This is a genomic window from Veillonella sp. VA142 (genome assembly GCF_003992135.1).
GTDB lineage: Bacteria > Bacillota > Negativicutes > Veillonellales > Veillonellaceae > F0422.
Genome location: NZ_RQVN01000003.1, coordinates 13,761 through 38,805, shown reverse-complemented (window position 1 = coordinate 38,805; position 25,045 = coordinate 13,761). Strand labels below are relative to the sequence as shown.

Sequence of the window (25,045 nt, the reverse complement as noted above, 5' to 3'; positions counted from 1 at the left end):
AACACCTCTTATACATGTACCTGCATTAGCAATTATTCAGCTTTTTCAGCACCTTTAGCATTGTCTACGATGAAACGAGCTGCTTTTTTACGTGCTACGGAACTTGCTAACATAGATACACGACCTTCTTTTACAATGATATCGTATACTTCTTTAGGGTCAGCACCGAATTGTTGGGACATAGCAAAGATTTCGTAGTTCATATCTTCTGGAGTTACTTGAACGTTTTCTGCTTTTGCGATTTCATCTAATACTAAGTCAGCGCGAACGTTTTCAGCAGCTGCCACTTTATTTTCTTCACGTAATTCTTCAATAGTTTTGTTGGAGAATTTTAAGTAGTCTTCTAATTTCAAACCACGGCCTTCAAGGTTCATAGCTAATTCTTGAACCATTTGTTCAGCGCGATCTTCAATCATGATTTCAGGAATATCTACGGTTGCATTTTTAACAGCCAATTCCACTAAACCTGCATTGTATGCATCGATAGCACGACGTGCTGCATCATCTTCCATACGTTTGCGAAGGTCTGCTACGAACTCTTCTGCTGTATTGTAGGATGGTTCAGTTTTTCCTTTGCCTACAGATACGGAACGTACAAATTCATCAGTAAGTTCTGGTAATTCTTTACGTTTAATGTCATGAATATGGCATTCAAATTTCGCTTCTTTACCAGCTAATTCTGCTACGAAGTAATCTTCTGGGAAAGATACAGTAACAGTTACATCTTCACCAGCTTTGTGGCCGATTAGTTGCTCTTCAAAGCCAGGGATGAAGCTGCCAGAACCGATTTGTAATGGGTAGGATTTACCTTCGCCACCATCAAATGCTTCACCATCGATGAAACCTTTGAAGTCGATTGTTGCAAAGTCATCGTTTTGTACAGTTGCATCTTCTGGAGCTGCTACCATTTTTGCTTGTTGGCTACGGATATTGTTTAATTGTTCTTCTACTTGCTCGTCAGTAACAGTAGCATCCTGTTTTTCAACCTCTAAGCCTTTGTAGTCGCCCAAAGTTACTTCTGGTTGTTTTACCACTGTTGCTTTAAAGATTAAATCTTTACCTTCTTCGAATTGTTCACGTTCGATCTCTGGATTGCTAACAGGAACGATTTCGTTTTCACGAAGTGCTTCTGTATAAGCACGACCTGCTAATAATTCAAACGCTTCTTCAGCGATAGCTTCTTTACCATAGTTCATTTCCAAAATTTTACGAGGTGCTTTACCTTTACGGAAGCCTGGAATATTAACTTGTCCAGCGATGCGTTTTACAGCTTGTGCAAAGCCTTTTTTCACGTCTTCTGCTGGAATTTCGATTGTAATAGATACCTTGTGCTGATCAACAGCAGTTACAGTTGCTTTCATGAAACTATTTCCTCCTTAGGGTATACTGCACCCAAATTATAAGTTTTAATATTGCATTCTTAATATTATCATAAAGTTGTCAATCGTGCAATTATTTCCCCTATTTACCTTGTTCTTCTGCGATAAGTTTCATAATATCATGACGACTTACCATACCAATCAAATGATACGCATCATCAACAACTGGCAAGTTCTTCAAATGTTTTTCTACCATGGCACTAACTGTTACTTCCACCTCTGCATCTGCATAGGCAGTAATTACTTCTGTACTCATAATTTCAGCTACTTCAGTAGCAAGAAGTTTTTTAAATTGTCCATCATACTCTCCAATACCGCCATAGTAAATATTAGCACCTAAAATATTAATATAGTGTGGAGCATGAGGGCGGACTTTTTTATATAATAAATCCCCTTCCGATACAATACCAATTAATTTGTTCTCTTCATCTACTACAGCAATGGCTGTTAAATTATGTTTTACCATCAATTTAGCTACATTCGTAATTAGTTCGTCTTTACCAACAGTAATTGGGTATTTGTTCATAATTTCTTGTAAAATCATAGTAATTCCTCCTATTTCATATATACATATGCAGCAAAGATAGCTATTACTATCGCTGTTACAACCAAAATGGCAGCCAAGCTTTTCCGGTTACCACCGTCGCCACCTTCATGGGTTCCGATATGATTTCCTTCATCATCATAGGCATGACGATATTGACCTTCTAAATCGGCGTAATCCATCACATCTTCCACTTTTGCTTGTTGACGCAATTCCTGCAATCGCTTTCTACGTTCTTCTACATCATTCGCTACGGAATGGACTTGGACTTTCATCACATCTTCCCGTAACCCTTCAAGACGAGGTACCATTAACTGTAAGCGTTCTACTAACATTTTATTGATATCTACACAAGAACTCAATGCCGTTTGATGTAAAAATAAAATTTGTACTGTTTCTTCTTCCGATATAGTTGTAGTGCTTGCTAATACTGCTTTCGCAAAATCTGTTTCTTTGGCAAGCATATCTACCACTGTAGAAATATAATAATCTACACGATCAAAAATTGTATTCAGTGCTGCATTTTGTTCTAATAATTCTTGTTTACGATGTAGTAAATATGCTGGATTGCCACCAGATGTTTCCATTTGTTGAATCATGCTAGCCATATCCATGTAGGTATCTAATACAGTACATACTGTATCCGTCACATTCGTATACTCTCGTATACTATCTGCCACCATATGACGACGTTCTTCTAGAGTCTCTGATTGCCCCTTCTGTTCTAATCCGACAAAGAGTCCCTCATATCCTTGTACCAATGTTTGTATTTCACTTTGAATCGCAAGAATATCTTCTTTTCCTTCTGTTAATTCTGTTGTATAGTATCTAACAAACTCAGAATCCTCTATAGGCAGTTCCTGTATATCTGCAGATACATAGGTAATTCCTTTGTCAATTGCACTTGCCATGCATATCTCCTTTCCTACCAATGATATGGTTCATTCCGATTAATTTTACAAGCCCTATATAATTGTTCAACTAGCACAAGTCGTACCATTTGATGTGTAAAAGTCATAGGGCTGATGGACAATTTCCACTGTGCCCGTTGTCGTAATTCTTCGGACACACCAAAAGCGCCGCCAATGAAAAACACCATCTCGCTATGCCCCTGTACTTCTAATTCACCAATCCTCTTTGCTAATTCCTCAGAACTCATTTGTTTTCCGTACACATCTAGTAACACTACAAAAGATTGAGGCGTACAATATTTGAGTAATCGTTGTCCTTCATCATAGAGTGCCTTTTCTTTATCTGATGGACTTGGTTTATCACCTAATTTGCTTTCCGGTAATTCCGTAATGCTGACACCCCCGTAGGGTTGCAATCGTTTAACAAACTCTGCCACCCCTTCACGCAAATAGGGTTCTTTTAGTTTTCCTATGCAGTAAATAGAAAATTTCATAGCATCGTATCTCCTAATGCGTACATTATATTTCAAACTACAGCATTTTATATATCATAAGATATCCCAATAGAGGTATACTCTTTTGGATCCCCATGATGTGCTGTAAATTCCTCTTGTCCTTGCGCTTTACACCAATCTAGCAAGCGATCTGATAGTTGTTCTACTAAATGAAGCGAGTTATTTTGCTCTGAACGGTGGGCAAAAACAACTTCCATATCCTTAGGTCGTCTTAGTGCTGATAACACTTTCATAGCCGTTACGTTTGATAAATGCCCGGCATTTCCTTTTACGCGCCGTTTTAATTCTGGAGAATAGGGTCCATAGATTAACATCTGTTCATCGTAATTGGCTTCTAACACTAATAAATCTGTATCATGTAAGTGCTCTAACATCTCTTTGGACACCATTCCTGTATCTGTTAGCAATCCTGCTTTTGTCTGTCCTTTATAGCAAGTAATACCAATAGGATCTACCGCATCATGACTCGTAGAAAATGGCTGTAATACCATATCTCCTATAGCCACTTCCTTTGCTCCCAAAGTTTGAAAGCACTCCGTAGGTAAAGAAAACTTATCCATGAGGCGTCTTGCTGTATTGGGTCTTGTGATAATAGGCAAGCCCATTTGCTTAATCATTTGTGGTACCCCTGCAATGTGGTCGGAATGTTCATGTGTAATAACAATACCTTCCACTATATGCTTAGGTATCTCTAGCTCTTGCAAGGCATTGGTTATACGTCGACAACTAATACCAACATCAATAATCACTGCACTGTGGGAACTGCGAATAATGGTGCAATTCCCTTTACTACCGCTAGCTACGACATGAACTTCTAACTCTTTATTTTTTGCTGTCATTGTTCCTAGCTTCTTTCTAATATCTCTATGAAAGCTTTCATATTCTCTGTTAAATCTGGCCCTCGTCGGAACATATCGCCTCCTACAAGGAACATAGTATCCTTTCCATACATAGTAATCAATTCAGGTAATCTTGCTTCTGTGACACCACCACCTGGCGCAGGGCAAGACGGTTTGATAGTCGCCAAGGGCTCTCGATTCGCATCGCAAATATGACGGCATACGTCTGGTTCGAATGTAAAGCGTCCACCATAGGATACAAAAATATTCATATCTCCACCGAAAATACGTGGCAATAATCCCATCCAAATCGTAGCATCAATCCCTGATGTACCTGGTAAGGTGAATCCACCCATCATAGCCGGGTGCACAATCAATGGTAACTGTAAAGAATCATCGGTAGCCAATCGATGAAGCCAACCAAATCCGATTAACGAAGGAGCTACCATCAAAGCGGTGGCACCTGCTTCTTTCGCATAATGGGCACGTTCTAGCACATCTGTACCATCGCCAGACACATTGGCTGCATAGAGGGTATGATGTCCGCTCTTAGCATTCGCCTCTTGCACCGCATAGGCACAACGTGATACACGATCTTTAAAAGGCGAAAACGATTGATTCGTCAATCCATGGTCATCCTTGATCACATCGGCGCCACCCATGGTGTAGGCATGACACATACGAGCCAATTCCTCATTGGGTGTACCCATAGGTTTAATCACTGCTTGGATCATAGGTCGAGTAGGTGTGTGACATAGGTTTCTAATACCTTCTATACCAAATTTAGGACCTTTAAATACCTCTACTAAACTTGGGCACAACTCAATGTCCACTACCCAAATATGCGGTTGCAAAGAGGAATTTCCGAAGACTACATTTAAAAACTGTGTCGCTTCCAATGCTGATGTCTCTACAGGATACGCAATTTTCGCCAAAAAACAATCTTTTGTTTGTTCCAACGAAATCAATTGCCCCACCATATGACGGCGTGCATCACTTTCGCCTAATAATTCGTAAGGAAATTCTATAGTTTGTTCTACCTGTATGGACCAAGCCACTTGCTTCGCCTCTTCATAGGTAGGAACATGCAATGCATAGGTAACGGAAAATGTTTCCATCGGTAGCTCCTTTCCCATCATTACAATAGTATCTATTCTATCTTTTTATCATCCATCTGAAAGTTTGTTACAATAATAATACGGTAACAGCGTTTGAGAATCCATCCTATCATTTCTCTACTCTTATAGTATGACATAAGTTTCTATGAAATACTATGTCATACCTACAATTATACACTATATGCAACAAAAAAGAACCTTTTCTCGACTAGGTTCTTTTCTTAGAATGTGGTACACTGTTACTATTGTTAACGCTATCATTCTACTAGATCTTGTATAACTACATATGACCTCTACCGAGTACCATTATGTAAGATATACCATTCCTATACTCGTATAAGATATATGATACATACTGTATCATGCTTTGTATTTGGTATATCGTTTATTATACATCCCACATTGTACATCGCATATAGAGATACAGCTGTATCGGAAAGGACAATCTATGAACTGGAACAATTATCTTTCAACTATGACACAAACATTACCCCCTTCTGGGATTCGTAAGTTTTGGGAAAAAGCAATGGCCATGGACGATGTCATCTCTCTTTGCGTGGGGGAACCCGATTACATTCCTCCCCAACCGGTTCTTGACGAGTTAATCACTAGTGTGAACCGAGGCGAAACCAACTACTCCCCTAATGCAGGCATCTTGCCTTTGCGCGAGGCTATCAGCAATTGGTACAACCGCCGTTATCACGTACACTACGGCACAGATGAAATGATGCTCACCATCGGTGCTAGTGAAGCTATCGATTTATCCTTACGTGCACTCTTGAACGAAGGTGATGAAGTACTTATCCCAAACCCATCCTACGTGGCTCATGAAGCGGAAGTCCACATGTGCGGAGGAAAAGCTGTACCTGTACCGACGTATTTAGAAGATGGTTTCAAACTTCGTGTACAAGAGTTAGAGAAACTTGTGACAGATACAACGAAAGCCATTTTAATGTGCTACCCAAGCAATCCTACGGGTGCTATCATGGACTATGAGGATCTATTACCGATTGCTGAGTTTGCGAAAGCCCATGATCTAATCATCATCTCCGATGAAATATATTCGGAACTTACCTACCATAAAGATCATGTATCCATGGCATCCTTGCCAGACATGAAGGAACGGACCATCATCTTAAACGGTTTCTCCAAAGCCTATGCTATGACAGGCCTTCGCATTGGTTTCCTCTGTGCCCCAGCACCATTCATCACAGCCTGCATTAAGTTGCACCAATACAGCATCGTTGCTCCTGCTACTCCAGTGCAACATGCTGCCATCGTAGCCCTCAATGAATGTGATGACTCTGTAGTGGCTATGCGCCAAGACTACTTAGAACGCCGCGATATGATCGTCAAAGGATTCCAAGATATGGGCTTACCTATCGCCGTTCCAGAAGGCGCCTTCTATGTGTTCCCAGACATTTCGCAAACTGGTTTATCCGATGAAAGTTTCTGCGAACAATTGCTAGAACAACAACATGTAGCTGTGGTACCAGGATCTGCCTTCGGTACCTGCGGCGCTAACCGTATCCGTTGTTCCTATGCGTCCTCTAAGGAAACGATCCAAGAGGCATTACGAAGAATCAAGATTTTCTTAACCACATTGCAGAAGTAACCATAAAAGGGTTGTACCAACACTACTACAGTAGTTCGGTACAACCCTTTTCTATCTCTTCGATATGTAATTAGGCACGTTCACAAGAGGCTGTCGTGATATACACAGCGTTATTTTCTACTTCTAGGAATCCCCCTGGAAGGATAAACTCTTCACGCTTGCCCTCATGGTCAATGCGAATCGCCCCTGGCGTCAAAGCGCTCACTAAAGGCATATGATGTGGTTGGATACCAAACTCTCCATCAAGAGCTTTTCCTACCACCATGGTTGCGTCTCCAGAAAACACTGTTTCATCAGGAGTAATAATTATTACATGCATGGTACTCATAGATTATTCTCCTTTCCCTAACATGTCCCTTCCTTTGGCAACAGCTTCATCGATAGTTCCCACCATGTAGAAAGCACTTTCAGGTAAATCATCATGTTTACCTTCTAGGATTTCACGGAAACCACGCAATGTTTCTTTCAATGGCACATATTTACCAGGACTGCCTGTAAATACTTCAGCTACGAAGAATGGTTGACTCAAGAAACGTTGAATTTTACGAGCACGAGCTACTGTTAATTTATCCGCTTCAGACAATTCTTCCATACCTAAGATAGCAATGATATCTTGTAAATCTTTGTATTTTTGAAGTACTTCTTGTACGCCACGAGCGACGGAGTAATGTTCTTCCCCTAATACCAATGGATCCAAGATACGACTTGTGGAGTCCAATGGATCCACGGCTGGGTAAATACCAAGTTCTGCAATGGAACGAGACAATACTGTAGTAGCATCCAAGTGAGCAAATGTTGCTGCTGGCGCTGGGTCAGTCAAGTCATCGGCTGGTACGTATACGGCTTGTACAGACGTAATGGAACCTTCTTTGGTCGATGTAATACGTTCTTGTAAGGCCCCTACATCATTAGCCAATGTTGGTTGATAACCAACGGCAGATGGCATACGACCTAACAAGGCAGATACTTCCGAACCTGCTTGGATGAAACGGAAAATATTATCTACGAATAACAACACGTCTTGTTGTTGTACATCACGGAAATATTCCGCCATCGTCAAACCTGTTAAAGCTACGCGCATACGAGCTCCAGGAGGCTCATTCATCTGTCCATAGACAAGGGCTGTTTTAGACAATACGCCAGACTCTTTCATTTCATTCCAAAGGTCATTTCCTTCACGGGTACGTTCACCAACGCCTGCGAATACGGAGTAACCACCATGTTCTGTAGCGATGTTATGAATCAATTCCATGATTAGAACTGTTTTACCTACACCGGCACCGCCAAATAGACCGATTTTACCACCTTTTACATATGGCGCAATTAAGTCTACGACTTTAATACCAGTTTCTAAAATATTAGTTTCTGGTGCTAATTCATCAAATTTTGGAGCAGCACGGTGAATTGGCCAATGTTCATTCACTTTCACTTCTGCTGGATCATGGTCTACTGTTTCGCCTAATACATTAAAAATACGACCTAATACACCATCACCAACAGGAACGGAAATAGCGGCACCTGTATCCACTGCTTCCATACCACGAGTCAATCCATCGGTGGAACTCATGGCTACACAACGAACTGTGTCATCACCCAGATGTTGCATAACTTCTACAACAATCTTAGACGCTTGTTCGTCGCCTTTTGTAATAGTAATTGCGTTGTAAATAGCAGGCAATTCGCCTTTAGGGAAGACGACGTCTACCACCGGTCCAATAACCTGAACTACTTTACCTATATTTGTACTCATATACGAGATACTCCTTTATCAATTATTGCAATGCGTTTGCACCGCCTACGATTTCAGAAATTTCGTTAGTAATACCTGCTTGGCGCAACTTATTGTACTCTAAGTGCAAGGTACCAATCAATTCGCCTGCATTATCTGTAGCGGATGTCATGGCCGTCATACGGGCACCTAATTCACTAGCCGCCCCATGTAGCAATGCATTATATACAGTGCTTTCCACGTAGGCTGGCAACAATTGTTCCAATACAGAGCCTTGATCTGGATAAAATAAACTTTCTCCAGTTGCTTCTATATCTGTTTTTAATGAAAGAGGTAATAAGCGCTCATGAGTCACTTCTTGCAATAAGGAGTTCACAAACTTGGTGTATACCAATACCACTTCATCTACCTCACCAGACAAGAACATGGTTTTCACTTGTTCCACAATATCTTGGGCATGATGAAAGCCTGGTTTATCAGAAAAACCTTGCATATCAGAGACCACGGAATAGCCATGACCTGTGAAGTATTCCGTTGGCTTACGCCCTACCGTAAATAAACCGTAAGCCTCCACAGGCTTATCTTGTAGTAATGCTTGCACGTATTTAATGATATTACTAGTATAGGCACCGGCTAAACCTTTATCAGCACCTATCACCACATAGGCTACCTTCTTCACAGGACGAACTGTAAGTAGAGGTAACCCCTCTCCTCCATCAAAGGCGGATATACTTTGATACAGCATATGGCGAAGACGTTCTGTATAAGGTTCAGTACCTTTCGCTTTTTGTTGTGCACGACGTAGACGAGCAGATGCTACCATTTTCATAGCTTTTGTAATTTGCTGCGTATTAGTGACACTTTTTATACGCTTGCGTAAGTCTTGTGCACTACTCATAGATTACGCCTCCTCTGGTAATAATTCGTGAGTAGCACCAAAGACATCAATACATTCTAAAATCGCTTGTTGCAATGTTTTTTCTGTATCTTCTTCTAATTTCTTAGTATCTCTAATTGATGCTAATACATTGGCATAATTACCATGTACATAATGTAATAATGCATCTTGGAAGGCTGGTACATCATGAACCGCTAATCGTTTGAAATAGCCATTAATGCCTGCATATAAACATACCACTTGTTCTTCTACTTTCAATGGAGAATATTGTGGTTGTTTCAACATTTCTGTTAAGCGTTCACCGCGATCCAGTTGTGCTTTTGTAGACGCATCTAAATCGGAACCGAACTGTGCAAAGGCCGCTAATTCACGATATTGTGCCAATTCCAAGCGCAATTTACCAGCTACTTGTTTCATCGCTTTGATTTGTGCACTACCACCTACACGAGATACGGATAAACCTACGTCAACTGCCGGACGAACGCCAGAGTAGAACATATCTGTACCTAAGAAAATTTGTCCATCAGTGATGGAGATTACGTTCGTTGGGATATAGGCAGATACGTCACCTGCTTGTGTTTCGATAATTGGTAAAGCCGTAATAGAACCGCCACCCAATTCATCGGATACTTTGGCAGAACGTTCCAATAAACGAGAATGTAAGTAGAACACGTCACCAGGGTACGCTTCACGTCCTGGAGGACGACGTAATAACAAACTCATCGCACGGTATGCAGCAGCTTGTTTTGTTAAATCATCATATACGCAAAGTACATGTTTACCTTGGTACATGAAATGTTCGCCCATAGCTACCCCAGAATAAGGTGCTAAGTACTGCATAGGAGCCCCTTCAGAAGCACCTGCAGATACGACGATTGTATATTCCATAGCTCCTGCTTCTTCTAATTTTTGTACCACACGAGCTACAGTAGATTCTTTTTGACCAATCGCTACATAGATACAAATCACATCTTGTCCTTTTTGATTCAAAATGGTATCAATAGCAATCGCTGTTTTACCAGTACCACGGTCACCGATAATCAACTCCCGTTGACCACGACCAATTGGTACCATCGCATCAATGGCTTTCAACCCAGTTTGCATTGGTTCAAATACAGATTTACGATCTGCAATACCAGGTGCTGGATATTCTACAGGACGATGTGTTTCCGCTACAATTTCGCCTTTCCCATCGATAGGTTGACCAAGAGCATTCACAACACGACCAATTAAGCCATCTCCTACAGGTACCTGCATGATGCGACCTGTACGGCGCACTTCATCTCCTTCTTTGATTAAGAAGTCATTACCTAGGAGAACGGCGCCTACATTATCTTGTTCTAAATTGAGTACCATGCCATATACGCCATGAGGTAACTCTAACAATTCGCCAGCCATGGCTTTTTCAAGACCGTAGATATGCGCAATACCGTCCCCTACTTCCAGAACAGTTCCCACGTCATCTACGTTTAATTCAACATTATAGTCCTGAATCTGCTGTTTAATAATGGCAGTAATTTCTTCAGGCGTCATTTTCATAATTAACCATTCACCCCAATCTTATTGGTACTTGCATTAAGCAATGATTTTTTCAATTCTTCCAATCGTCTAGCCATACTTCCATCAATCCGAGTGTCTCCCACTTGAATGACCATACCACCCAAGATGGATGGATCCACATGTTCTTCGATGACACATTCTTTGCCAGTGATTTCTTGTAACTTTTTCAATACTTTTTCCCGCATTGATTCTGAAAGTGGTTCGATAACCGTCACTTTCGCTTCCAAAATACCACGACTTTCACGGGAGCGTTTTACGTAGGCACGAGCTGTTTCCAAAATATATGGACTGCGACGGCGGTCCACCATGACATAGAGAAAATTCATAATCAATGGATGCACTTCGCTACCAAAAATTTGCTCTAGAATCTTCTTTTTTCCAGCTACTTCTAACATAGGATTGATTAAAATTTGGCGTAATTCCTCATGGGTGGAAAATAAATCTTGCACATAGGAAAGATCTGTATCAAATTGCGGTAACAAACCTGATTCCTGTCCTAATTCAAATATAGCGGAGCTATATGTTTCTGCAATTCTTTCTACACTCATCGTATCACGACCTTATAGTTGTACTATCTAGTTTTGCAATGGTATCCTCTACAAGAGCCACATTATCAGCACTGGAAAAATCTTTTCCAATTAATTTGCCAGCTACCTGTACAGACAAATTCACTACTTCTGCACGAATTTGTTGCATTGCTTTTTCCCGTTCCCGTTCAATTTCTTGACGGGCAATTTCTTTTTCTTTCACTAGTTGAGCTCGTAACTCTTTGATTTGTGCTTGTGATTCTGCCTCTGCTTGTTGTTTTGCCGTCTCGATAATACTTTGTGATTCTTTACGAGCTTCTTGCAATTGTGCTGTATATTCAGCTTTCAACGCAGCTGCTTCTTCTCTAGCTTGTTCTGCACTGGTAAGATCATTCTCAATGCGACGTTTCCGTTCTTCCATAGTTTGCAATAACGGTTTATACGCATACTTTGCTAAAATCAACACTAGCACAATAAAGTTTAAAATCTGAAGTACGAGTGTGCCGTTTAAATCTACCAACGGTCATACCTCCTCTTAGCTAATGTCTATTATTTAAGTAAGTCTACCAATGGGTTTGCGAACACTAATACAATCGCGATAACTGCTGCAATAATAGGCACTGCTTCGATCAAGCCTACAGAAATTAACATATTTGTAAACAATTTACCGGATTGTTCTGGTTGACGAGTCATACCTTCTAAAGCTTTACCAGATACAAGACCGTCACCAATACCTGCACCAATCGCAGCTAAACCAATTGCTAAACCAGCGCCAATGGCAGAACCAACCAATACATACGCTTTTGCTAATAATAATTCCATTATGATTTCCTCCTAAACTATTAATGTCCATCTCCAATTGTCATCCCCAAATATGAGGTAACGAGCATGGCAAAAATAAACGCTTGAATAATACCGATTGCTAGACTAAACGCTAACCATACGATAGGAAGTACATAGGGTACCAATGCATATAACAATTCTAAAAGAATTTCCCCCGCAAGTATGTTACCAAACAAACGGAATGCTAATGTGACAGGTTTCGCTATTTCTTCCATTAAATTGATGATGATAAATAATTTAAATGGTTGTACAAAGTGCTTAAAATAGCCAATTCCTTTGACTTTCAAACCTACAATCCACACAAGAATTGAGCTTGAAATAGCTAGTCCCAAGGTCGTATTAATATCATTTGTTGGCGATGCCAAGATATGTGGACTTGGAATCAATCCCAACTCATTACTTACCAAAATAAATAGAAAATACGTAAATAGTATGGAGCTTAAAAACTTCCATTGATTGCCTAAATTTGTTTTAAACTGACCAGTCAATCCTTCTAACACGCTTTCCATCACATTTTGAATCCCTTGTGGTACCATGGCACGTGAGCGCGTAGCTAATAGGGTAACAACAATAATAATACCCATCACTAACCACGTCATATACAACGTATCCATATTAAAAGATGTACCCATCCATTGAACAACATGATGATGCCCTGCATGCAACTCCATATTCCCACCCCCTTTCACATAGATGATTACCTATTACGTTGGCGCACATACATACTATACTCAATATATTGCATGGGAACAAAGACGCAAACTCCCCCTAATACACCTTTCATGGAAATCGAGGGTATTTGTGTACTGATACCTACCAACAATACAATTAAGCTAAATCGGCTCATAACACCAATCCAAACTCGTCGTTTTACATCTTCTAGGGTGGCGTCTTTCATCTTGTAGGTTTGCAATGCTAAATACAAGAAATATACGACATAGGTCATACTTCCCCATAGCCAACCAGTAATATGACTAGACCAATCTAGTAACCATAACACAACTACACCTAGTATAGCCACTGCAAGTATCCATCGACAATGACTTTTGATATAGGTGATATATTCTTTCATACAGTCTCCTTACATGTACTGACGTATGACGCCATATAGTCCTAGAAATCCACCGATTAATCCACCTAGAAGTAGCCCCCAAGGATGGATTCCTGCGTAGTAATCAACGGCATAACCAAGACCCATACAGACACCGATAGAACAAAGTATAGTAAATCCTGTGGTAGATGCTTTAGAGATAGCCATCCATAGTTCCGATTTTTCTTTCCCCATAGACATACCTCCTACATTCCTAACATTGTAAATTATACCATTACTGAAAACTATTTTAACAATATATAAATTTTATATTTGTCAAAACTTTCTACAGGATTTGATGCAAAACCACGTACAATTCATACTTGCACTGTCAATGAAAGTAGCTGTCGACTTAATTATAACTAAAATGCATGACCTGACTATTATTTCCCAAAGGAAGATGGTTTTTCTTGTTGCTCAAAAAATTCATGCCGTAAGGCTTGCACAATTCTCTCTGATGCTAATCCATCCCCATAAGGATTCACTGCATTTGACATAGCCGTATACATTTCTGCATTCGTAATTAACTCTTTAGCTGTAGAGTACACAGTTGTTTTATCAGTACCTACCAATTTTACTGTGCCTGCTTGGACCGCTTCAGGACGTTCTGTCGTATCACGAAGCACCAATACAGGCTTACCCAAGGATGGTGCTTCCTCTTGAATACCACCAGAGTCTGTCATAATGAGGTAAGTGCGATCCATCAAGTTTGCAAACGGTTCATATTCCAATGGCTCAATCAAGTGTACCCGTGGCATATCACCTAGGACCTCTTGTACAATACTGCGCACCTTTGGATTGCGGTGCATAGGGAAGATGACTTCTACCTCTTCATGTTCTCCAATAATATCACGGATTGCCTCATACACATTGCGCATTGGATCACCTAGATTTTCACGACGATGGGTGGTAACCAAAATAACCTTTTGGTTCACATAATCTATGGTATTCAACAACTCTTCTTTAAAGGTATAGTCATCCTTTACTGTCGTTTGTAATGCATCAATAACTGTATTTCCAGTTACATATAAGTGATCTGGATTTATATTTTCTTTTAATAAGTTCGCTTCCGATGTAGTAGTCGGTGCAAAATGGTATGTCCCAATGGCCCCTGTCAACTTGCGATTCATCTCCTCTGGGAAGGGGGAGTAAATATTGCCTGTCCGAAGACCTGCCTCCACATGGCCTACAGGAATCCCTTCATAAAACGCTGCCAAGGCTCCTACAAAAGTTGTTGTTGTGTCTCCATGCACAAGTACAACATCAGGTTTTGCCTCTTGTAAGACCTCTTGCAAGCCCATCAAAGCACGACAAGTGACATCATACAAGGTTTGCCCTTGGCTCATAATATTTAAATCATAATCAGGAGTGATAGAAAACAAATGCAACACCTGATCTAACATCTCTCTATGTTGTGCCGTCACCGTAACAATAGACTCCATATCAGGCGCCGCTTCCAACGCCTTAACAACAGGCGCCATCTTAATTGCCTCAGGACGTGTCCCAAATATGGTCATGACTTTTAACATAGTACCTCCCACATATTTCATTTACTTCCTTTACCATGAAAGCTGTCATCCACAAACTTTCCTAAATCACTTTATTAAGCTTTTTCAATTATCTCTATTGTATCATGTACAAGCCTTCCATACTAGTACAAACTATAAAGAAGTATAGCCAAACAAGATACCATGTGCGAACACCATCCCCCTCCCACCACGGAATGAGCAAATACAAGGCAAAACGCCATAAGCGTAAGCAACATGGCGTAATACACTTAATTCTACAAACGCCAGAAAGCGTGGCATGTTCCTGAACAAACATTATGAAATACCGTTTGTGAAGGAATGTGTCACGCTTTCCCTTTGGCAAAAAATGAAGAACGCCATGAAGCATGAGCTCCTGGCGTTTTGCATAGCTATTTACGAACGTCGTTGTCTTTGGATATAATCCCAATTTTCGTTGCTGTCCACACGCATGCACAGAGTATAACAAGCACTAGCAAGACTCCGATAACAAAGTTTGCTTTCGCCGCTACAATAGACACGCAACCTAAGAGTGCCGTGATGGCATACATCAACAACACTGCTTGTTTTTGAGTGAGTCCCATCGCCAATAGACGATGATGTAAATGTCCTTTATCTGGTTGGAATACAGGGCGACCATTAATACGTCGACGTACAATGGCAAATAATGTATCTAAGATCGGTAAACCCAATACAATAACTGGTACCACTAATGCCACAGTCGCTGCCGTTTTAACACTGCCCATGACGGAAATAGCCGCCATGGTATACCCCAATAACATACTGCCTGTATCACCCATAAATATTTTGGCAGGATTAAAGTTATAACGCAAGAATCCGCAAGCTGCCCCAGCTAGTGCCAAGGTAATGCATGCCAATTCAATTTGACCCATTTGCAAAGTCACGATGCAAATCGTAATACACGCAATCAGGGAAATACCTGCTGCCAATCCATCTAGTCCATCAATCAGATTCACAATATTCGTAAACCCTACAATCCAAAATACCGTTAACGGTATAGCAAAATATTCTAAATACAACAGATGGTCACCAATGCTGATAAAATGTACAGCATTGCCAAATAGTGGCAACATAAGTGCCGCCAAAATTTGTCCCATCAATTTCGTTTTCGGTCCGATTTGCTTAATATCGTCCCAAATACCTACTGCTACTATGATGATAGAACCTACAATCAATCCTTTCACTGAAGATATATCTTTCACACTATACAGCAACGATACCATATAGCCAATATAAATGGCCAATCCCCCTAATCGTGGAATCGACACTTGATGCACCTTACGTGCATCTGGTTTATCAATAGCACCCACCTTAACAGCGAATTGTTTCACCAAAGGCGTGCAAATATACGTTACTACGAGAGCAATGACAAAGGCCCATAAATATACTGTCATTCCAACACCTCCATACGCGGTATCTCATGATGATTACAAGTGATTATCAATAGTCTGTCATTAGAATACTAAGTTCATTGTATATAGACCATATTTATTAATTATATCAGTTACACATCGCACATACAAGAACAGGTGCAGTAAACTTATAGAATCCCTTGCTCTTTATTCACTTGGTATAGTTTTTACAAATCATGCAGATTTTGTAACTAACCCCTCAATGATGCATTTACCATCTTCCATCAGATGTGCCAATCCTTCCTCGCCTAAGTAGGACTCCGCATACATTTTATATAAATTTTCCGTTCCTGATGGGCGCGCAACAAACCATCCAGTATCCGTCACAATTTTAACACCATCAATAGGCTGATCTTCAAACAACGAGGTCGTACGAATATTTAGGATTGGACTGCCCCCTAGCTTTGTTACAGTCACATCGCTCGGGTTCATTCCTTTTAGAGCACTTTTAATTTCTGCCGTACAAGGCATATCCACACGTTGGAACACTGGAGTGCCCCATTGTGCCGTAATATCAGCATAGTGTTGAGTAGGTGTTTTCCCCGTAGTTGCCACCATTTCCACAGCTAATAGCCCTAAAATGATACCATCTTTATCGGTAGTCCATACAGATCCATCGTGTTGCAAGAAGGAAGCTCCTGCACTCTCCTCTGCCCCAAGGCCAATACGCCCATCAAATAATAAAGGTGCAAAATATTTAAACCCTACTGGCACTTCATACACTGGATGATTAGAATCTTTGCAATACGCATCCATCAAACCTGTAACAACCGCTGTTTTACCAACACCTTTCCCCTCCCATGGACGGGTTTCATTCAAATACTTAGCTGCTACTACTAAATATTGATTTGGTGCTAATAAACCTTCTTCTGTCACGATACCATGACGATCATAGTCTGGGTCATTTCCAATAGCTAGCACATGGTCACCTAGGCTTTTCACCACTTCTGCCATAGCATATGGGGAAGAACAGTCCATACGAATCGCGCCATCATGGTCGTAAGACATAAAACTAAATGTTGGATCATAGTCACTATTGATAATGGTCAAGTTTAGATTATATTCTTTAGCGATGGCATGCCAATAAGCGCCACCACTACCACCTAAGGCGTTAATTAATATGTTTGGATTAGCTTGTTGAATCGCTTTCATATTGATAATCTGAGGCAATTCTTTTACATAGGCCATTTTAAAATCATAGGGCTCTAGGTATTGGCCCGCTTCCTCTACAGAAATAGCAGCAGGAGCTACTCTTTTCTCTTCTTCATGATGACAGCAACCACAATGAGCACTTTCATGAGCGCCCACTAGATGATGAAAGGAGAATCGTTGAATACTGTCTAACCCTTTTTGCAAATATTCGTTAGCTAAGGCTTCAATCCGTTTTGTTACCCCTGTATCGGCTGGTCCACCATGTGGAGGATTATATTTAATACCACCATGTTCTGGCGGATTGTGGGACGGCGTAATGATGATACCATCTGCTATAGTATCTTCTGATGCGTTTGCATTGTGTCGCAAAATAGCACGAGATACACTGGGAGTAGGCACAAATTCACGATGTGCATCAACACGTGTTTTTACACGATTCCCCAATAAGACTTCAATGGCTACTTGCAAGGCTGGCTGTGATAACGCATGTGTATCTTGTCCGATATAGCAAGGTCCTGTGGCACCAAACTCTTGACGTACATCACAAATCGCTTGCACAATGGCTGCCACATGTAATTCGTTAAATGTTCCTTTAGAGGCAATCCCACGATGTCCAGACGTACCAAAGCTTACCCGCTCTTCTGGAATCTCATAATTAGGGACGATACGAAAAAAGTCTTTCACAACTGTATCTACATGAATCAAATCTTCTTTTTTTACAGGTTGTCCTGCCAATGGATGTGCCATATTATCATTTCTCCTTCTCTTCTTCCACAGGAATCTCATGTCTAGCAATTTGTACTTCATGAATCATTTGTTCCGCTTCCGCTGCTTTCACTGGATCACAAGTTTGCAATACCCGTTCTACCGCACCATTTGTAGATTTTGCTGAGAAACCCGTGCCGATAACCTCCGCCGCATCAGTGATAACCATAAATGCTGTCGGGTCTTCTGCCTCTACGGCCGCTTTCAATCGAGCCACTTGCAATAAACTTACTACTACCATAATAACCTGTTTTGGTTGATGTGTATAGGCACCTTCTCCGTTTAAAATCGTAGCCCCACGGCCAATTTTATCAATAATTAAATTACAAATTGTTACTGGTTTATAGGAAATGATAAACATCGCTTTCCGTTGATTAAATCCACTAATTACTTTATTGGTGACCATAGCCGATAAGTAAGTACTAATCAAGGTTGTAGCTGCTGCTTCAATATTAATCAAAATAGCACCTGCTACCAAAATCATCATATTAATAGAAAATAAAATACTACCAATTTGTAACCCCAAACGATTTCTAATAATCAACGCAATGGGATCGATGCCACCCGTATTTCCTCCACCACGATATACAATACCTAGACCCAAACCAGAAAATAAGCCCCCTAAAATACCGCCAATAATTGGATTATGAGTCAACCCCAGGGTAGATAACGGAGCTAATACGTTAATGACAATGGACATAAATAAAGTCCCGAACAGCGTAACTCCTAGATGCCATGGTCCTAACCATCTCCAGGCTGCATATAAGACAGGAATATTCAACAAAAAGTTAATCGACCCTAAACTCAAGATGCCTTGAGTCACATAATAAATAATCAAGCTTAGTCCACTAATACCGCCGCTCAATAATTGATGGGGAACGATAAATCCTTGTACCCCTACGGCAAAGACAGTGGCTCCTACAGTGGTATATACTAATGTTTTTAAAGTACTTACATATTTTGGTTTTTGTGTCATACTTTCACCTATACAAAACTACTAATCTATCCTCACCATTATACCGCATATCGAATATGCAAAAAGCTGTTACATTAACAAGTACGCATAATGTAACAGCTTTTTAAACATTCCAATGCCCTAAGGTAGATGTAATGCTTTTATTCTGCTAAAGCAATCACTTCTACTTCCACCAAGAAGTTCGCTGGTAATGTTTTGACCGCTACACAGCTACGAGCAGGTTTAGACGTAAAATACTCTGCATAAATGGCATTAAATTTAGCAAAATCATCTATATCCGCTAAAAAACAAGTCGTTTTTACTACTTTAGAAAAATCCGTACCTGCTTTTTTTAAAATAGCCTCAATGTTTTTCATTGCTTGTAGAGTTTGTGCTTCAACGCCGCCCTCTACGAGAGCCCCTTTACTTGGGTCAATCCCTCCTTGACCAGAAATAAACACGAATCCATTCGCTACATAAGCTTGCGAGTATGGACCTAGTGCTGCTGGCGCCTGTTCTGTATGTATCTGTTTCATCGTATCTCCTTTCATATATACGTCATATAATATACAATAGTATAGCATGTTATGCTTAGCAAGTGTAGTTATTTTTCATACATTTATTGTACTATATTCACCTCTAGGATGAAAGGATATTTCTTATGGCTATTTGTTATACTCATTATGAAAGCCCTTTGGGCACCCTCACCTTATACGCCACCGATTACGCTTTGGTGGGACTCACCTTCCCCACACAATCCATCACCTTTTCAGATCCTATCTTGCAGGTGGAGAGTACCACCTCCCCTATACTCACACGAGCCGTGCAGTGGCTAGATCAATACTTCGACGGGCAAGTCCCTTCTATGACGATTCCCCTAGCACCTCAAGGCACAGCCTTCCAACAAAAAGTATGGTCTCAGTTACAGCACATTCCCTACGGTACATCCCTTACCTATGGTGAGCTGAGCCAACGTGTATTTAACTCACCCACACCAAGAGGAGCCCAAGCCATCGGCTCAGCTGTCGGCGCTAACCCTATCTCCCTTATCATACCTTGCCACCGTGTACTAGGCAAAGGAAAAGCCCTCACGGGGTACACCGGAGGGCTGTCCATTAAGAGAGCCTTATTGACTATCGAGCATATCGATTTCGTGGACAAGTAGGCTTACTTGATATGTTGTAACATGTGTAGGAAGTATGGCTTAAAGAATGTACCTTCCACTTCACTAGTTCCCATCACAATCGTTGTCAAATACTGTGGCGTTCCCACTATAGCTAACCGCAGATATCCAGGATATTGAACTCCTTTTATATCATAGGTCATATTTCCCGCTGTTGTCATCGTACCATATTTAGCATCTGTTAAGGTATGTAATGGTTCTACATTGCGTAATCGTATCTTTGCTGGAATTTTATTCTGAGAATAATCAATATCTCTGTCTTCTGCAATATGAATATTAAAATGGTTTAATAAGTCGTTTGCATCACGAGTAATTCTATCCATTTCTGTTGATGAAAGTCCCTCTTTTCCATATGATTGCGACCTTCGTGAGCTCACAAGCAACTCTTTAGGTAATGGGAATACCATTACCCAAGCTGTATTTAAACCATATTGATCAGCCCCTTGTAATTCATAAACATCCATATAATGTCCTAGCTTAAGTCCCTCTTTCATGTTCTTCAGTCCCGTATAGTCCTTTACCACACCAACTGTAGTACTCACTTTACCTAGGTTGGCATACACATACCCTTTTCCTACCTCTGCTAACTTTGAAGAAGACAATTGCTTAATGGTAATCTCTGGTCCTACGGTTTGACGCAAATCAGTCAATGGATTCTGTTCTAGCATCGCATCGAACTCTGCCATGATTTCATCCCCAGTTTGACGTTTTTTCTCGGCATCTAAGATAGTACCCGAAGGAACTCCTACTTTCCCCTTTGCCATTGGCTTAGTACTAGCTATTGTACTATAAGTATCATCATGTACTTGTGCTGACACTTGTCCGTAGCCCATCATAAGGCTAGCCACTATGACAGCCAGTCCCGTTTGTTTCCAAAATTTCATTGACTTATTCTCCCTTCACACCTAACAGACTCTTGATAACAGGATTCCAATAGGCTCTCGATGTATCAGCCGTTGTGATCCATGTGATAGATACCCCATCTTGACCATACCGTCCTACAAAACTAATATACGCAGGTAACACAAATCCATCTACATCTAATTGTACTCTACCATGCGTATACAATCCCTTATCACCTTGTAGGCGCACAGGTTTCATCATCTCTCCATCCAGAAATCTTACGTTGACAAGTGGTAATACGGCTCTCAAAATCTCAGTACTACTGAACTCTGGCTTAGTACTTATAACGAAGGGAGCTAAAGCGGCGCCATTCTTTTCTAACCGCTTTCCTCTCATAAGATCCACATTGTAAAGTCCAATATTTTGTACTTCTTTCACTGTTTTATTATATAATATGTCTCCTACAGATTGTGGCGCTATCGTAGTTCCTTTATATTTAATCTTCCATACTTCGGCCGCTTCCGCACCTGTCATATGAAGGTGTACTAGCCCTGCCGTATGTAAACCCCGCTCATCACGCCCTTGTAACTGATAACGTTGACCACGTTGCATTACGTTTTTGACAATTGTATCTAGCACCTTAGCCTCTGTTTCATCTATATGCCAATGATTAGAACTTACCTTACGAACCGTATCTTCTTTTTTTAAACCACCGTCAATGAGATCATCATGGTTAACTACTGAAACATAGCTAGGTAACTCTACACTACCTTGCCCATCTAATGTAATCGATGCTGCATGTCCTGAAAGCATCGTCCCTACTAACGCTACACTAGCCATCATACATTTCCAATTCATAATAACTCCTTCCTAACTAGGGTCCCCTACTTTTTCCAACAATAATTTAGATTTCAACTGATGCAATTCTTCGCTGATGTTGACTTTCACCTCTGGTGCTCGACGAAGTCGTAAAAATTCCGGCCATAGCAATTGAATTTGCTCTTCTCCATAGGCTTTCACTTGTGCCAAGGTTGGTACATCGTACACTAACTCTCCATCTACAAAGATAGGTACTAATAGTTCTTGTACTCTGAACGTATTGGCCTTGAGCACAGTTTGTTTCCATGGGTGCAATGGATTTTTAAACACATAGTCCTGTGTGCTGTCCACTGTTTCATAGTCCAAACAAATTAAATCGCCAATGAGCTTGTTATTTCGTACATTAATGAAACGTAATACTTTTTTCTTGCCAGGGTTTGTCACTTTTTCAATATTATCGGAGAATTTCATAGCTGGCATAAAGGTGTCACCTTCCCATTGACCTGCTAATTTGTATACACCACCTAAAGCTGGTGTTTCATCAGCAGTAATCAGTTTAGTTCCCACACCCCAAGCAGTAATGGCAGCCCCTTGCTGTTTCAAATCCGCAATTTTATATTCATCGAGATCATTGGTGGCAAAAATTAATGCCTCTGGGAACCCCGCCTCATCTAGCATCTTACGTGCCTCAATGGATAAATACGCTAAATCACCACTGTCCAAACGAATGCCATACACAGACGGCATCGTGCCTCCTCGACGTTCACGAATTTCTTGGAACACTTGGATGGCTGCAGGTACCCCTTTATGTAATGTATTATAGGTATCCACTAAAAATACTAAGTTATCTGCATATTGGTCTGCATAGGCACGGAACGCATCAATTTCAGTAGGAAAACTCATGACCCAACTATGTGCCATGGTTCCCACTGGTCGCATGCCATACAAAGCAGCACTGTATACATCACTCGTACTATCGAATCCACCTATGAAAGCCGCTCTAGCACCTTGCACAGCAGCGCTCACCCCCTGGGCCCTTCGCATGCCAAACTCTGCTACCCCATCCTTACCGATGACGGAGCGAATACGACGAGCTTTTGTAGCAATCAAAGACTCATGATTCAAGAACATCGACAAGGCAGTTTCCATTAAAATAGCCTCATCCTTGGCCGTCTCTACTCGAAGTAATACTTCTCCCGGGAATACAACCGATCCTTCGGGTGCCGCATAGATTGTCCCTGTGAAACGGAATGTTGTTAAATATTCCAAAAACTCTTCTGTAAACACACCCGTTTGACGTAAATAGGTAATATCTTCCTCTGAGAAACGCAAGCCTTTCACATACTCGATAACTTGTTCCAATCCGGCTACCACCGTGTAAGCTCCTTGAAAAGGATTTGTTCGGTAAAAGCGATCGAACACACAACGAGTACGATGTTTGTTTTGTGCAAATAAACCTTGCATCATGGTAAATTGATACATATCTGTTAATAGAGCATGTGTAATCATGAATAACTCCTATTCTTATAGGTCCACCCTATAATATACTAAGCACTTTTCTATGACAGTTTGAATATATGCCTATCGTCTACTTATTTCTATTATACTCCACTAATACATTTCATGTATAATTCTTTTTTTATCGTAGAGTTTGTCATAATCTTTTATTTAAGTTAGAATGATACCATATATTATATAACTCCTAATGATGAAAGGATGACTATGAATCTGTCACAATTTTTTGCATTAATTCGTCCCCGCACCTTAACGGCTGCTTTCAGCCCCGTTGTTTTAGGCGCTGCTATGGGGGCTACGCAATTTAAAACCGTACAACCTATTTGGCTATCCTTAGTCTATACTCTAGGTATTTTAATTTGTGTGTTAAGTGCACAAATCGCCGCTAATATTTGGAATGAATATTTCGACTTTAAATCAGGTCTTGATCTCACACAAGTTACAGGAAACAGTGGTTCCATCGTCCGTGATGGCATCGCCCCTAGTGTGATTAAACGTTGGGGGTACATCACGACTATACTTCCACTCATCCTAGGCATCGCCCTCGCTAATGCTATCACTTGGTGGTACATTCCTGTGGGTATGCTCTGTATTATGACTAGTATTTTATATTCCGGCGGACCTAAACCCATTTCTCGCACTCCTTTTGGTGAGCTCGCCTCTGGCCTTGCCATGGGCTTTGCCATCGTGGGCATTACCCTCTACGCATGGACTTATACCTTGCAGTGGACCTATCTCATTCCTGCAGTGCCATCCACCATCTTAATCGGTGCCATTATGATGACCAACAATTTGCGAGACTTCACCAACGACGCTAACCATGGTCGTCGCACCTTAGTCATTCTCTTAGGTCGTGAAAGAGGACTTCAACTCTTACGAGCACTTTTCCTCATTAGCTCTCTATGGGTAGTACTATGGACTACCTTAGGCATCATTCCTTGGTCATCTTTATTAGCTCTGCTATCTTTACTACCAGCTATGAAAGTCATTCATATCTTTAACACCTATGCTGATTCAGTACGCTTAAACGAAGCTATGAAATTTACGTCTATAGCTTGTACCTTGTACCATTTCTTGTGGGCTATAGGGCTTCTATGTAATACAATTATATAATGCTAGTATATATTTTTATGATATACATATATGTACCCAGATATAAAAATAATGATTCCCCTCATTACGAATTAGCATTCTCTATGAGGGGAGTTTTTTATTACTTTCATAGTAGCATTTATATAATCCATAGTCTATAACTATAACAGCTTAGATATATAACATATTTTACT

General features: G+C 40.7%; 27 protein-coding genes. 3 read left to right on the top strand and 24 right to left on the bottom strand.

What is annotated here, in order from left to right:
* Positions 1-32 precede the first annotated feature (32 nt).
* The 6 genes from tig to EO117_RS01930 form a co-directional block, all read right to left on the bottom strand.
* Positions 33-1,361 (bottom strand): trigger factor, encoded by a 1,329-nt coding sequence (tig, locus tag EO117_RS01955; RefSeq protein WP_126938844.1) that lies wholly within the window; start codon positions 1,359-1,361, stop codon positions 33-35.
* Between the two features lie 100 nt (positions 1,362-1,461).
* The gene (locus EO117_RS01950) at positions 1,462-1,923 is read right to left on the bottom strand and encodes a CBS domain-containing protein (RefSeq protein WP_126938843.1); all 462 of its coding nucleotides are present in this window, start codon (positions 1,921-1,923) and stop codon (positions 1,462-1,464) included.
* 11 nt (positions 1,924-1,934) lie between these two features.
* Positions 1,935-2,834: a hypothetical protein gene (locus EO117_RS01945; RefSeq protein WP_126938842.1), complete on the bottom strand. Its 900-nt coding sequence runs from the start codon at positions 2,832-2,834 to the stop codon at positions 1,935-1,937.
* Between the two features lie 14 nt (positions 2,835-2,848).
* Positions 2,849-3,328, bottom strand: a complete 480-nt coding sequence (rlmH, locus tag EO117_RS01940; RefSeq protein WP_126938841.1) for a 23S rRNA (pseudouridine(1915)-N(3))-methyltransferase RlmH — start codon at positions 3,326-3,328, stop codon at positions 2,849-2,851.
* Between the two features lie 47 nt (positions 3,329-3,375).
* On the bottom strand, positions 3,376-4,188 hold the full coding sequence (locus EO117_RS01935) for an MBL fold metallo-hydrolase (RefSeq protein WP_126938840.1): 813 nt from the start codon (positions 4,186-4,188) through the stop codon (positions 3,376-3,378).
* A 5-nt stretch (positions 4,189-4,193) separates the two neighbouring features.
* Positions 4,194-5,327, bottom strand: a complete 1,134-nt coding sequence (locus EO117_RS01930) for a RuBisCO large subunit C-terminal-like domain-containing protein (protein WP_240632559.1) — start codon at positions 5,325-5,327, stop codon at positions 4,194-4,196.
* Between the two features lie 454 nt (positions 5,328-5,781).
* On the opposite strand from EO117_RS01930, the gene EO117_RS01925 reads away from it, so the two are divergent.
* The gene (locus EO117_RS01925; RefSeq protein ID WP_371413066.1) at positions 5,782-6,921 is read left to right on the top strand and encodes a pyridoxal phosphate-dependent aminotransferase; all 1,140 of its coding nucleotides are present in this window, start codon (positions 5,782-5,784) and stop codon (positions 6,919-6,921) included.
* 70 nt (positions 6,922-6,991) lie between these two features.
* Here EO117_RS01925 and atpC read toward each other — a convergent pair whose 3' ends face one another.
* From atpC to EO117_RS01850, 15 genes are all read right to left on the bottom strand, one after another.
* Positions 6,992-7,249: an ATP synthase F1 subunit epsilon gene (gene atpC, locus EO117_RS01920; RefSeq protein WP_126938838.1), complete on the bottom strand. Its 258-nt coding sequence runs from the start codon at positions 7,247-7,249 to the stop codon at positions 6,992-6,994.
* A 3-nt stretch (positions 7,250-7,252) separates the two neighbouring features.
* On the bottom strand, positions 7,253-8,671 hold the full coding sequence (atpD, locus tag EO117_RS01915; RefSeq protein ID WP_009353331.1) for a F0F1 ATP synthase subunit beta: 1,419 nt from the start codon (positions 8,669-8,671) through the stop codon (positions 7,253-7,255).
* A 22-nt stretch (positions 8,672-8,693) separates the two neighbouring features.
* Complete coding sequence (atpG, locus tag EO117_RS01910; protein ID WP_126938837.1) at positions 8,694-9,548, bottom strand: ATP synthase F1 subunit gamma; 855 nt, start codon at positions 9,546-9,548, stop codon at positions 8,694-8,696.
* Positions 9,549-9,551: 3 nt separating this feature from the next.
* Complete coding sequence (gene atpA / locus EO117_RS01905) at positions 9,552-11,087, bottom strand: F0F1 ATP synthase subunit alpha (protein ID WP_126938836.1); 1,536 nt, start codon at positions 11,085-11,087, stop codon at positions 9,552-9,554.
* 2 nt (positions 11,088-11,089) lie between these two features.
* A complete protein-coding gene (atpH, locus tag EO117_RS01900; protein ID WP_126938835.1) occupies positions 11,090-11,656 on the bottom strand; it encodes an ATP synthase F1 subunit delta in 567 nt (188 codons plus the stop codon).
* 4 nt (positions 11,657-11,660) lie between these two features.
* Entirely contained in the window at positions 11,661-12,155 is a 495-nt protein-coding gene (gene atpF, locus EO117_RS01895) for a F0F1 ATP synthase subunit B (protein ID WP_126938834.1), read from the bottom strand.
* Positions 12,156-12,184: 29 nt separating this feature from the next.
* Positions 12,185-12,457 carry a F0F1 ATP synthase subunit C gene (gene atpE / locus EO117_RS01890; protein ID WP_009353316.1) on the bottom strand — a complete coding sequence of 91 codons (273 nt, stop codon included), beginning with the start codon at positions 12,455-12,457 and terminating at the stop codon, positions 12,185-12,187.
* 20 nt (positions 12,458-12,477) lie between these two features.
* Entirely contained in the window at positions 12,478-13,149 is a 672-nt protein-coding gene (gene atpB, locus EO117_RS01885) for a F0F1 ATP synthase subunit A (protein WP_126938833.1), read from the bottom strand.
* A gap of 26 nt (positions 13,150-13,175) precedes the next feature.
* Positions 13,176-13,550, bottom strand: a complete 375-nt coding sequence (locus EO117_RS01880; RefSeq protein ID WP_126938832.1) for an ATP synthase subunit I — start codon at positions 13,548-13,550, stop codon at positions 13,176-13,178.
* Positions 13,551-13,559: 9 nt separating this feature from the next.
* A complete protein-coding gene (locus tag EO117_RS01875; protein WP_164727463.1) occupies positions 13,560-13,763 on the bottom strand; it encodes an AtpZ/AtpI family protein in 204 nt (67 codons plus the stop codon).
* A gap of 188 nt (positions 13,764-13,951) precedes the next feature.
* Positions 13,952-15,097: a non-hydrolyzing UDP-N-acetylglucosamine 2-epimerase gene (gene wecB, locus EO117_RS01870; RefSeq protein WP_126938830.1), complete on the bottom strand. Its 1,146-nt coding sequence runs from the start codon at positions 15,095-15,097 to the stop codon at positions 13,952-13,954.
* Between the two features lie 389 nt (positions 15,098-15,486).
* Positions 15,487-16,509 carry a glycosyltransferase family 4 protein gene (locus tag EO117_RS01865; protein ID WP_126938829.1) on the bottom strand — a complete coding sequence of 341 codons (1,023 nt, stop codon included), beginning with the start codon at positions 16,507-16,509 and terminating at the stop codon, positions 15,487-15,489.
* A 192-nt stretch (positions 16,510-16,701) separates the two neighbouring features.
* On the bottom strand, positions 16,702-18,426 hold the full coding sequence (locus EO117_RS01860) for a phosphoglucomutase (RefSeq protein WP_126938828.1): 1,725 nt from the start codon (positions 18,424-18,426) through the stop codon (positions 16,702-16,704).
* 4 nt (positions 18,427-18,430) lie between these two features.
* Entirely contained in the window at positions 18,431-19,420 is a 990-nt protein-coding gene (locus EO117_RS01855; protein ID WP_126938827.1) for a YitT family protein, read from the bottom strand.
* A gap of 140 nt (positions 19,421-19,560) precedes the next feature.
* Complete coding sequence (locus EO117_RS01850; RefSeq protein ID WP_126938826.1) at positions 19,561-19,935, bottom strand: RidA family protein; 375 nt, start codon at positions 19,933-19,935, stop codon at positions 19,561-19,563.
* Positions 19,936-20,060: 125 nt separating this feature from the next.
* Here EO117_RS01850 and EO117_RS01845 point away from each other — a divergent pair, with 125 nt between their 5' ends.
* Entirely contained in the window at positions 20,061-20,564 is a 504-nt protein-coding gene (locus tag EO117_RS01845) for a methylated-DNA--[protein]-cysteine S-methyltransferase (protein ID WP_126938825.1), read from the top strand.
* A gap of 2 nt (positions 20,565-20,566) precedes the next feature.
* Here the strand turns inward: EO117_RS01845 and EO117_RS01840 are convergent, their stop codons facing one another.
* From EO117_RS01840 to EO117_RS01830, 3 genes are read right to left on the bottom strand one after another with little or no spacing between them, the layout of a single operon-like run.
* A complete protein-coding gene (locus EO117_RS01840; protein ID WP_126938824.1) occupies positions 20,567-21,466 on the bottom strand; it encodes a hypothetical protein in 900 nt (299 codons plus the stop codon).
* Positions 21,467-21,470: 4 nt separating this feature from the next.
* On the bottom strand, positions 21,471-22,283 hold the full coding sequence (locus EO117_RS01835) for a hypothetical protein (RefSeq protein ID WP_126938823.1): 813 nt from the start codon (positions 22,281-22,283) through the stop codon (positions 21,471-21,473).
* Between the two features lie 12 nt (positions 22,284-22,295).
* Positions 22,296-23,753 (bottom strand): nicotinate phosphoribosyltransferase, encoded by a 1,458-nt coding sequence (locus EO117_RS01830; RefSeq protein WP_126938822.1) that lies wholly within the window; start codon positions 23,751-23,753, stop codon positions 22,296-22,298.
* A 213-nt stretch (positions 23,754-23,966) separates the two neighbouring features.
* Between EO117_RS01830 and menA the strand changes: the two genes are divergently transcribed.
* A complete protein-coding gene (gene menA / locus EO117_RS01825) occupies positions 23,967-24,872 on the top strand; it encodes a 1,4-dihydroxy-2-naphthoate octaprenyltransferase (RefSeq protein WP_126938821.1) in 906 nt (301 codons plus the stop codon).
* Positions 24,873-25,045 lie beyond the last annotated feature (173 nt).

Excerpts from the sequence above, each read along its gene's own strand:
- tig (WP_126938844.1), bottom strand. The coding sequence starts at position 1,361 with ATGAAAGCAACTGTAACTGCTGTTGATCAGCACAAGGTATCTATTACA.
- EO117_RS01950 (WP_126938843.1), bottom strand. The coding sequence starts at position 1,923 with ATGATTTTACAAGAAATTATGAACAAATACCCAATTACTGTTGGTAAA.
- EO117_RS01945 (WP_126938842.1), bottom strand. The coding sequence starts at position 2,834 with ATGGCAAGTGCAATTGACAAAGGAATTACCTATGTATCTGCAGATATA.
- rlmH (WP_126938841.1), bottom strand. The coding sequence starts at position 3,328 with ATGAAATTTTCTATTTACTGCATAGGAAAACTAAAAGAACCCTATTTG.
- EO117_RS01935 (WP_126938840.1), bottom strand. The coding sequence starts at position 4,188 with ATGACAGCAAAAAATAAAGAGTTAGAAGTTCATGTCGTAGCTAGCGGT.
- EO117_RS01930 (WP_240632559.1), bottom strand. The coding sequence starts at position 5,327 with ATGATGGGAAAGGAGCTACCGATGGAAACATTTTCCGTTACCTATGCA.
- EO117_RS01925 (WP_371413066.1), top strand. The coding sequence starts at position 5,782 with ATGACACAAACATTACCCCCTTCTGGGATTCGTAAGTTTTGGGAAAAA.
- atpC (WP_126938838.1), bottom strand. The coding sequence starts at position 7,249 with ATGAGTACCATGCATGTAATAATTATTACTCCTGATGAAACAGTGTTT.
- atpD (WP_009353331.1), bottom strand. The coding sequence starts at position 8,671 with ATGAGTACAAATATAGGTAAAGTAGTTCAGGTTATTGGACCGGTGGTA.
- atpG (WP_126938837.1), bottom strand. The coding sequence starts at position 9,548 with ATGAGTAGTGCACAAGACTTACGCAAGCGTATAAAAAGTGTCACTAAT.
- atpA (WP_126938836.1), bottom strand. The coding sequence starts at position 11,087 with ATGAAAATGACGCCTGAAGAAATTACTGCCATTATTAAACAGCAGATT.
- atpH (WP_126938835.1), bottom strand. The coding sequence starts at position 11,656 with ATGAGTGTAGAAAGAATTGCAGAAACATATAGCTCCGCTATATTTGAA.
- atpE (WP_009353316.1), bottom strand. The coding sequence starts at position 12,457 with ATGGAATTATTATTAGCAAAAGCGTATGTATTGGTTGGTTCTGCCATT.
- atpB (WP_126938833.1), bottom strand. The coding sequence starts at position 13,149 with ATGGAGTTGCATGCAGGGCATCATCATGTTGTTCAATGGATGGGTACA.
- EO117_RS01880 (WP_126938832.1), bottom strand. The coding sequence starts at position 13,550 with ATGAAAGAATATATCACCTATATCAAAAGTCATTGTCGATGGATACTT.
- EO117_RS01875 (WP_164727463.1), bottom strand. The coding sequence starts at position 13,763 with ATGGGGAAAGAAAAATCGGAACTATGGATGGCTATCTCTAAAGCATCT.
- wecB (WP_126938830.1), bottom strand. The coding sequence starts at position 15,097 with ATGTTAAAAGTCATGACCATATTTGGGACACGTCCTGAGGCAATTAAG.
- EO117_RS01865 (WP_126938829.1), bottom strand. The coding sequence starts at position 16,509 with ATGACAGTATATTTATGGGCCTTTGTCATTGCTCTCGTAGTAACGTAT.
- EO117_RS01860 (WP_126938828.1), bottom strand. The coding sequence starts at position 18,426 with ATGGCACATCCATTGGCAGGACAACCTGTAAAAAAAGAAGATTTGATT.
- EO117_RS01855 (WP_126938827.1), bottom strand. The coding sequence starts at position 19,420 with ATGACACAAAAACCAAAATATGTAAGTACTTTAAAAACATTAGTATAT.
- EO117_RS01850 (WP_126938826.1), bottom strand. The coding sequence starts at position 19,935 with ATGAAACAGATACATACAGAACAGGCGCCAGCAGCACTAGGTCCATAC.
- EO117_RS01845 (WP_126938825.1), top strand. The coding sequence starts at position 20,061 with ATGGCTATTTGTTATACTCATTATGAAAGCCCTTTGGGCACCCTCACC.
- EO117_RS01840 (WP_126938824.1), bottom strand. The coding sequence starts at position 21,466 with ATGAAATTTTGGAAACAAACGGGACTGGCTGTCATAGTGGCTAGCCTT.
- EO117_RS01835 (WP_126938823.1), bottom strand. The coding sequence starts at position 22,283 with ATGAATTGGAAATGTATGATGGCTAGTGTAGCGTTAGTAGGGACGATG.
- EO117_RS01830 (WP_126938822.1), bottom strand. The coding sequence starts at position 23,753 with ATGATTACACATGCTCTATTAACAGATATGTATCAATTTACCATGATG.
- menA (WP_126938821.1), top strand. The coding sequence starts at position 23,967 with ATGAATCTGTCACAATTTTTTGCATTAATTCGTCCCCGCACCTTAACG.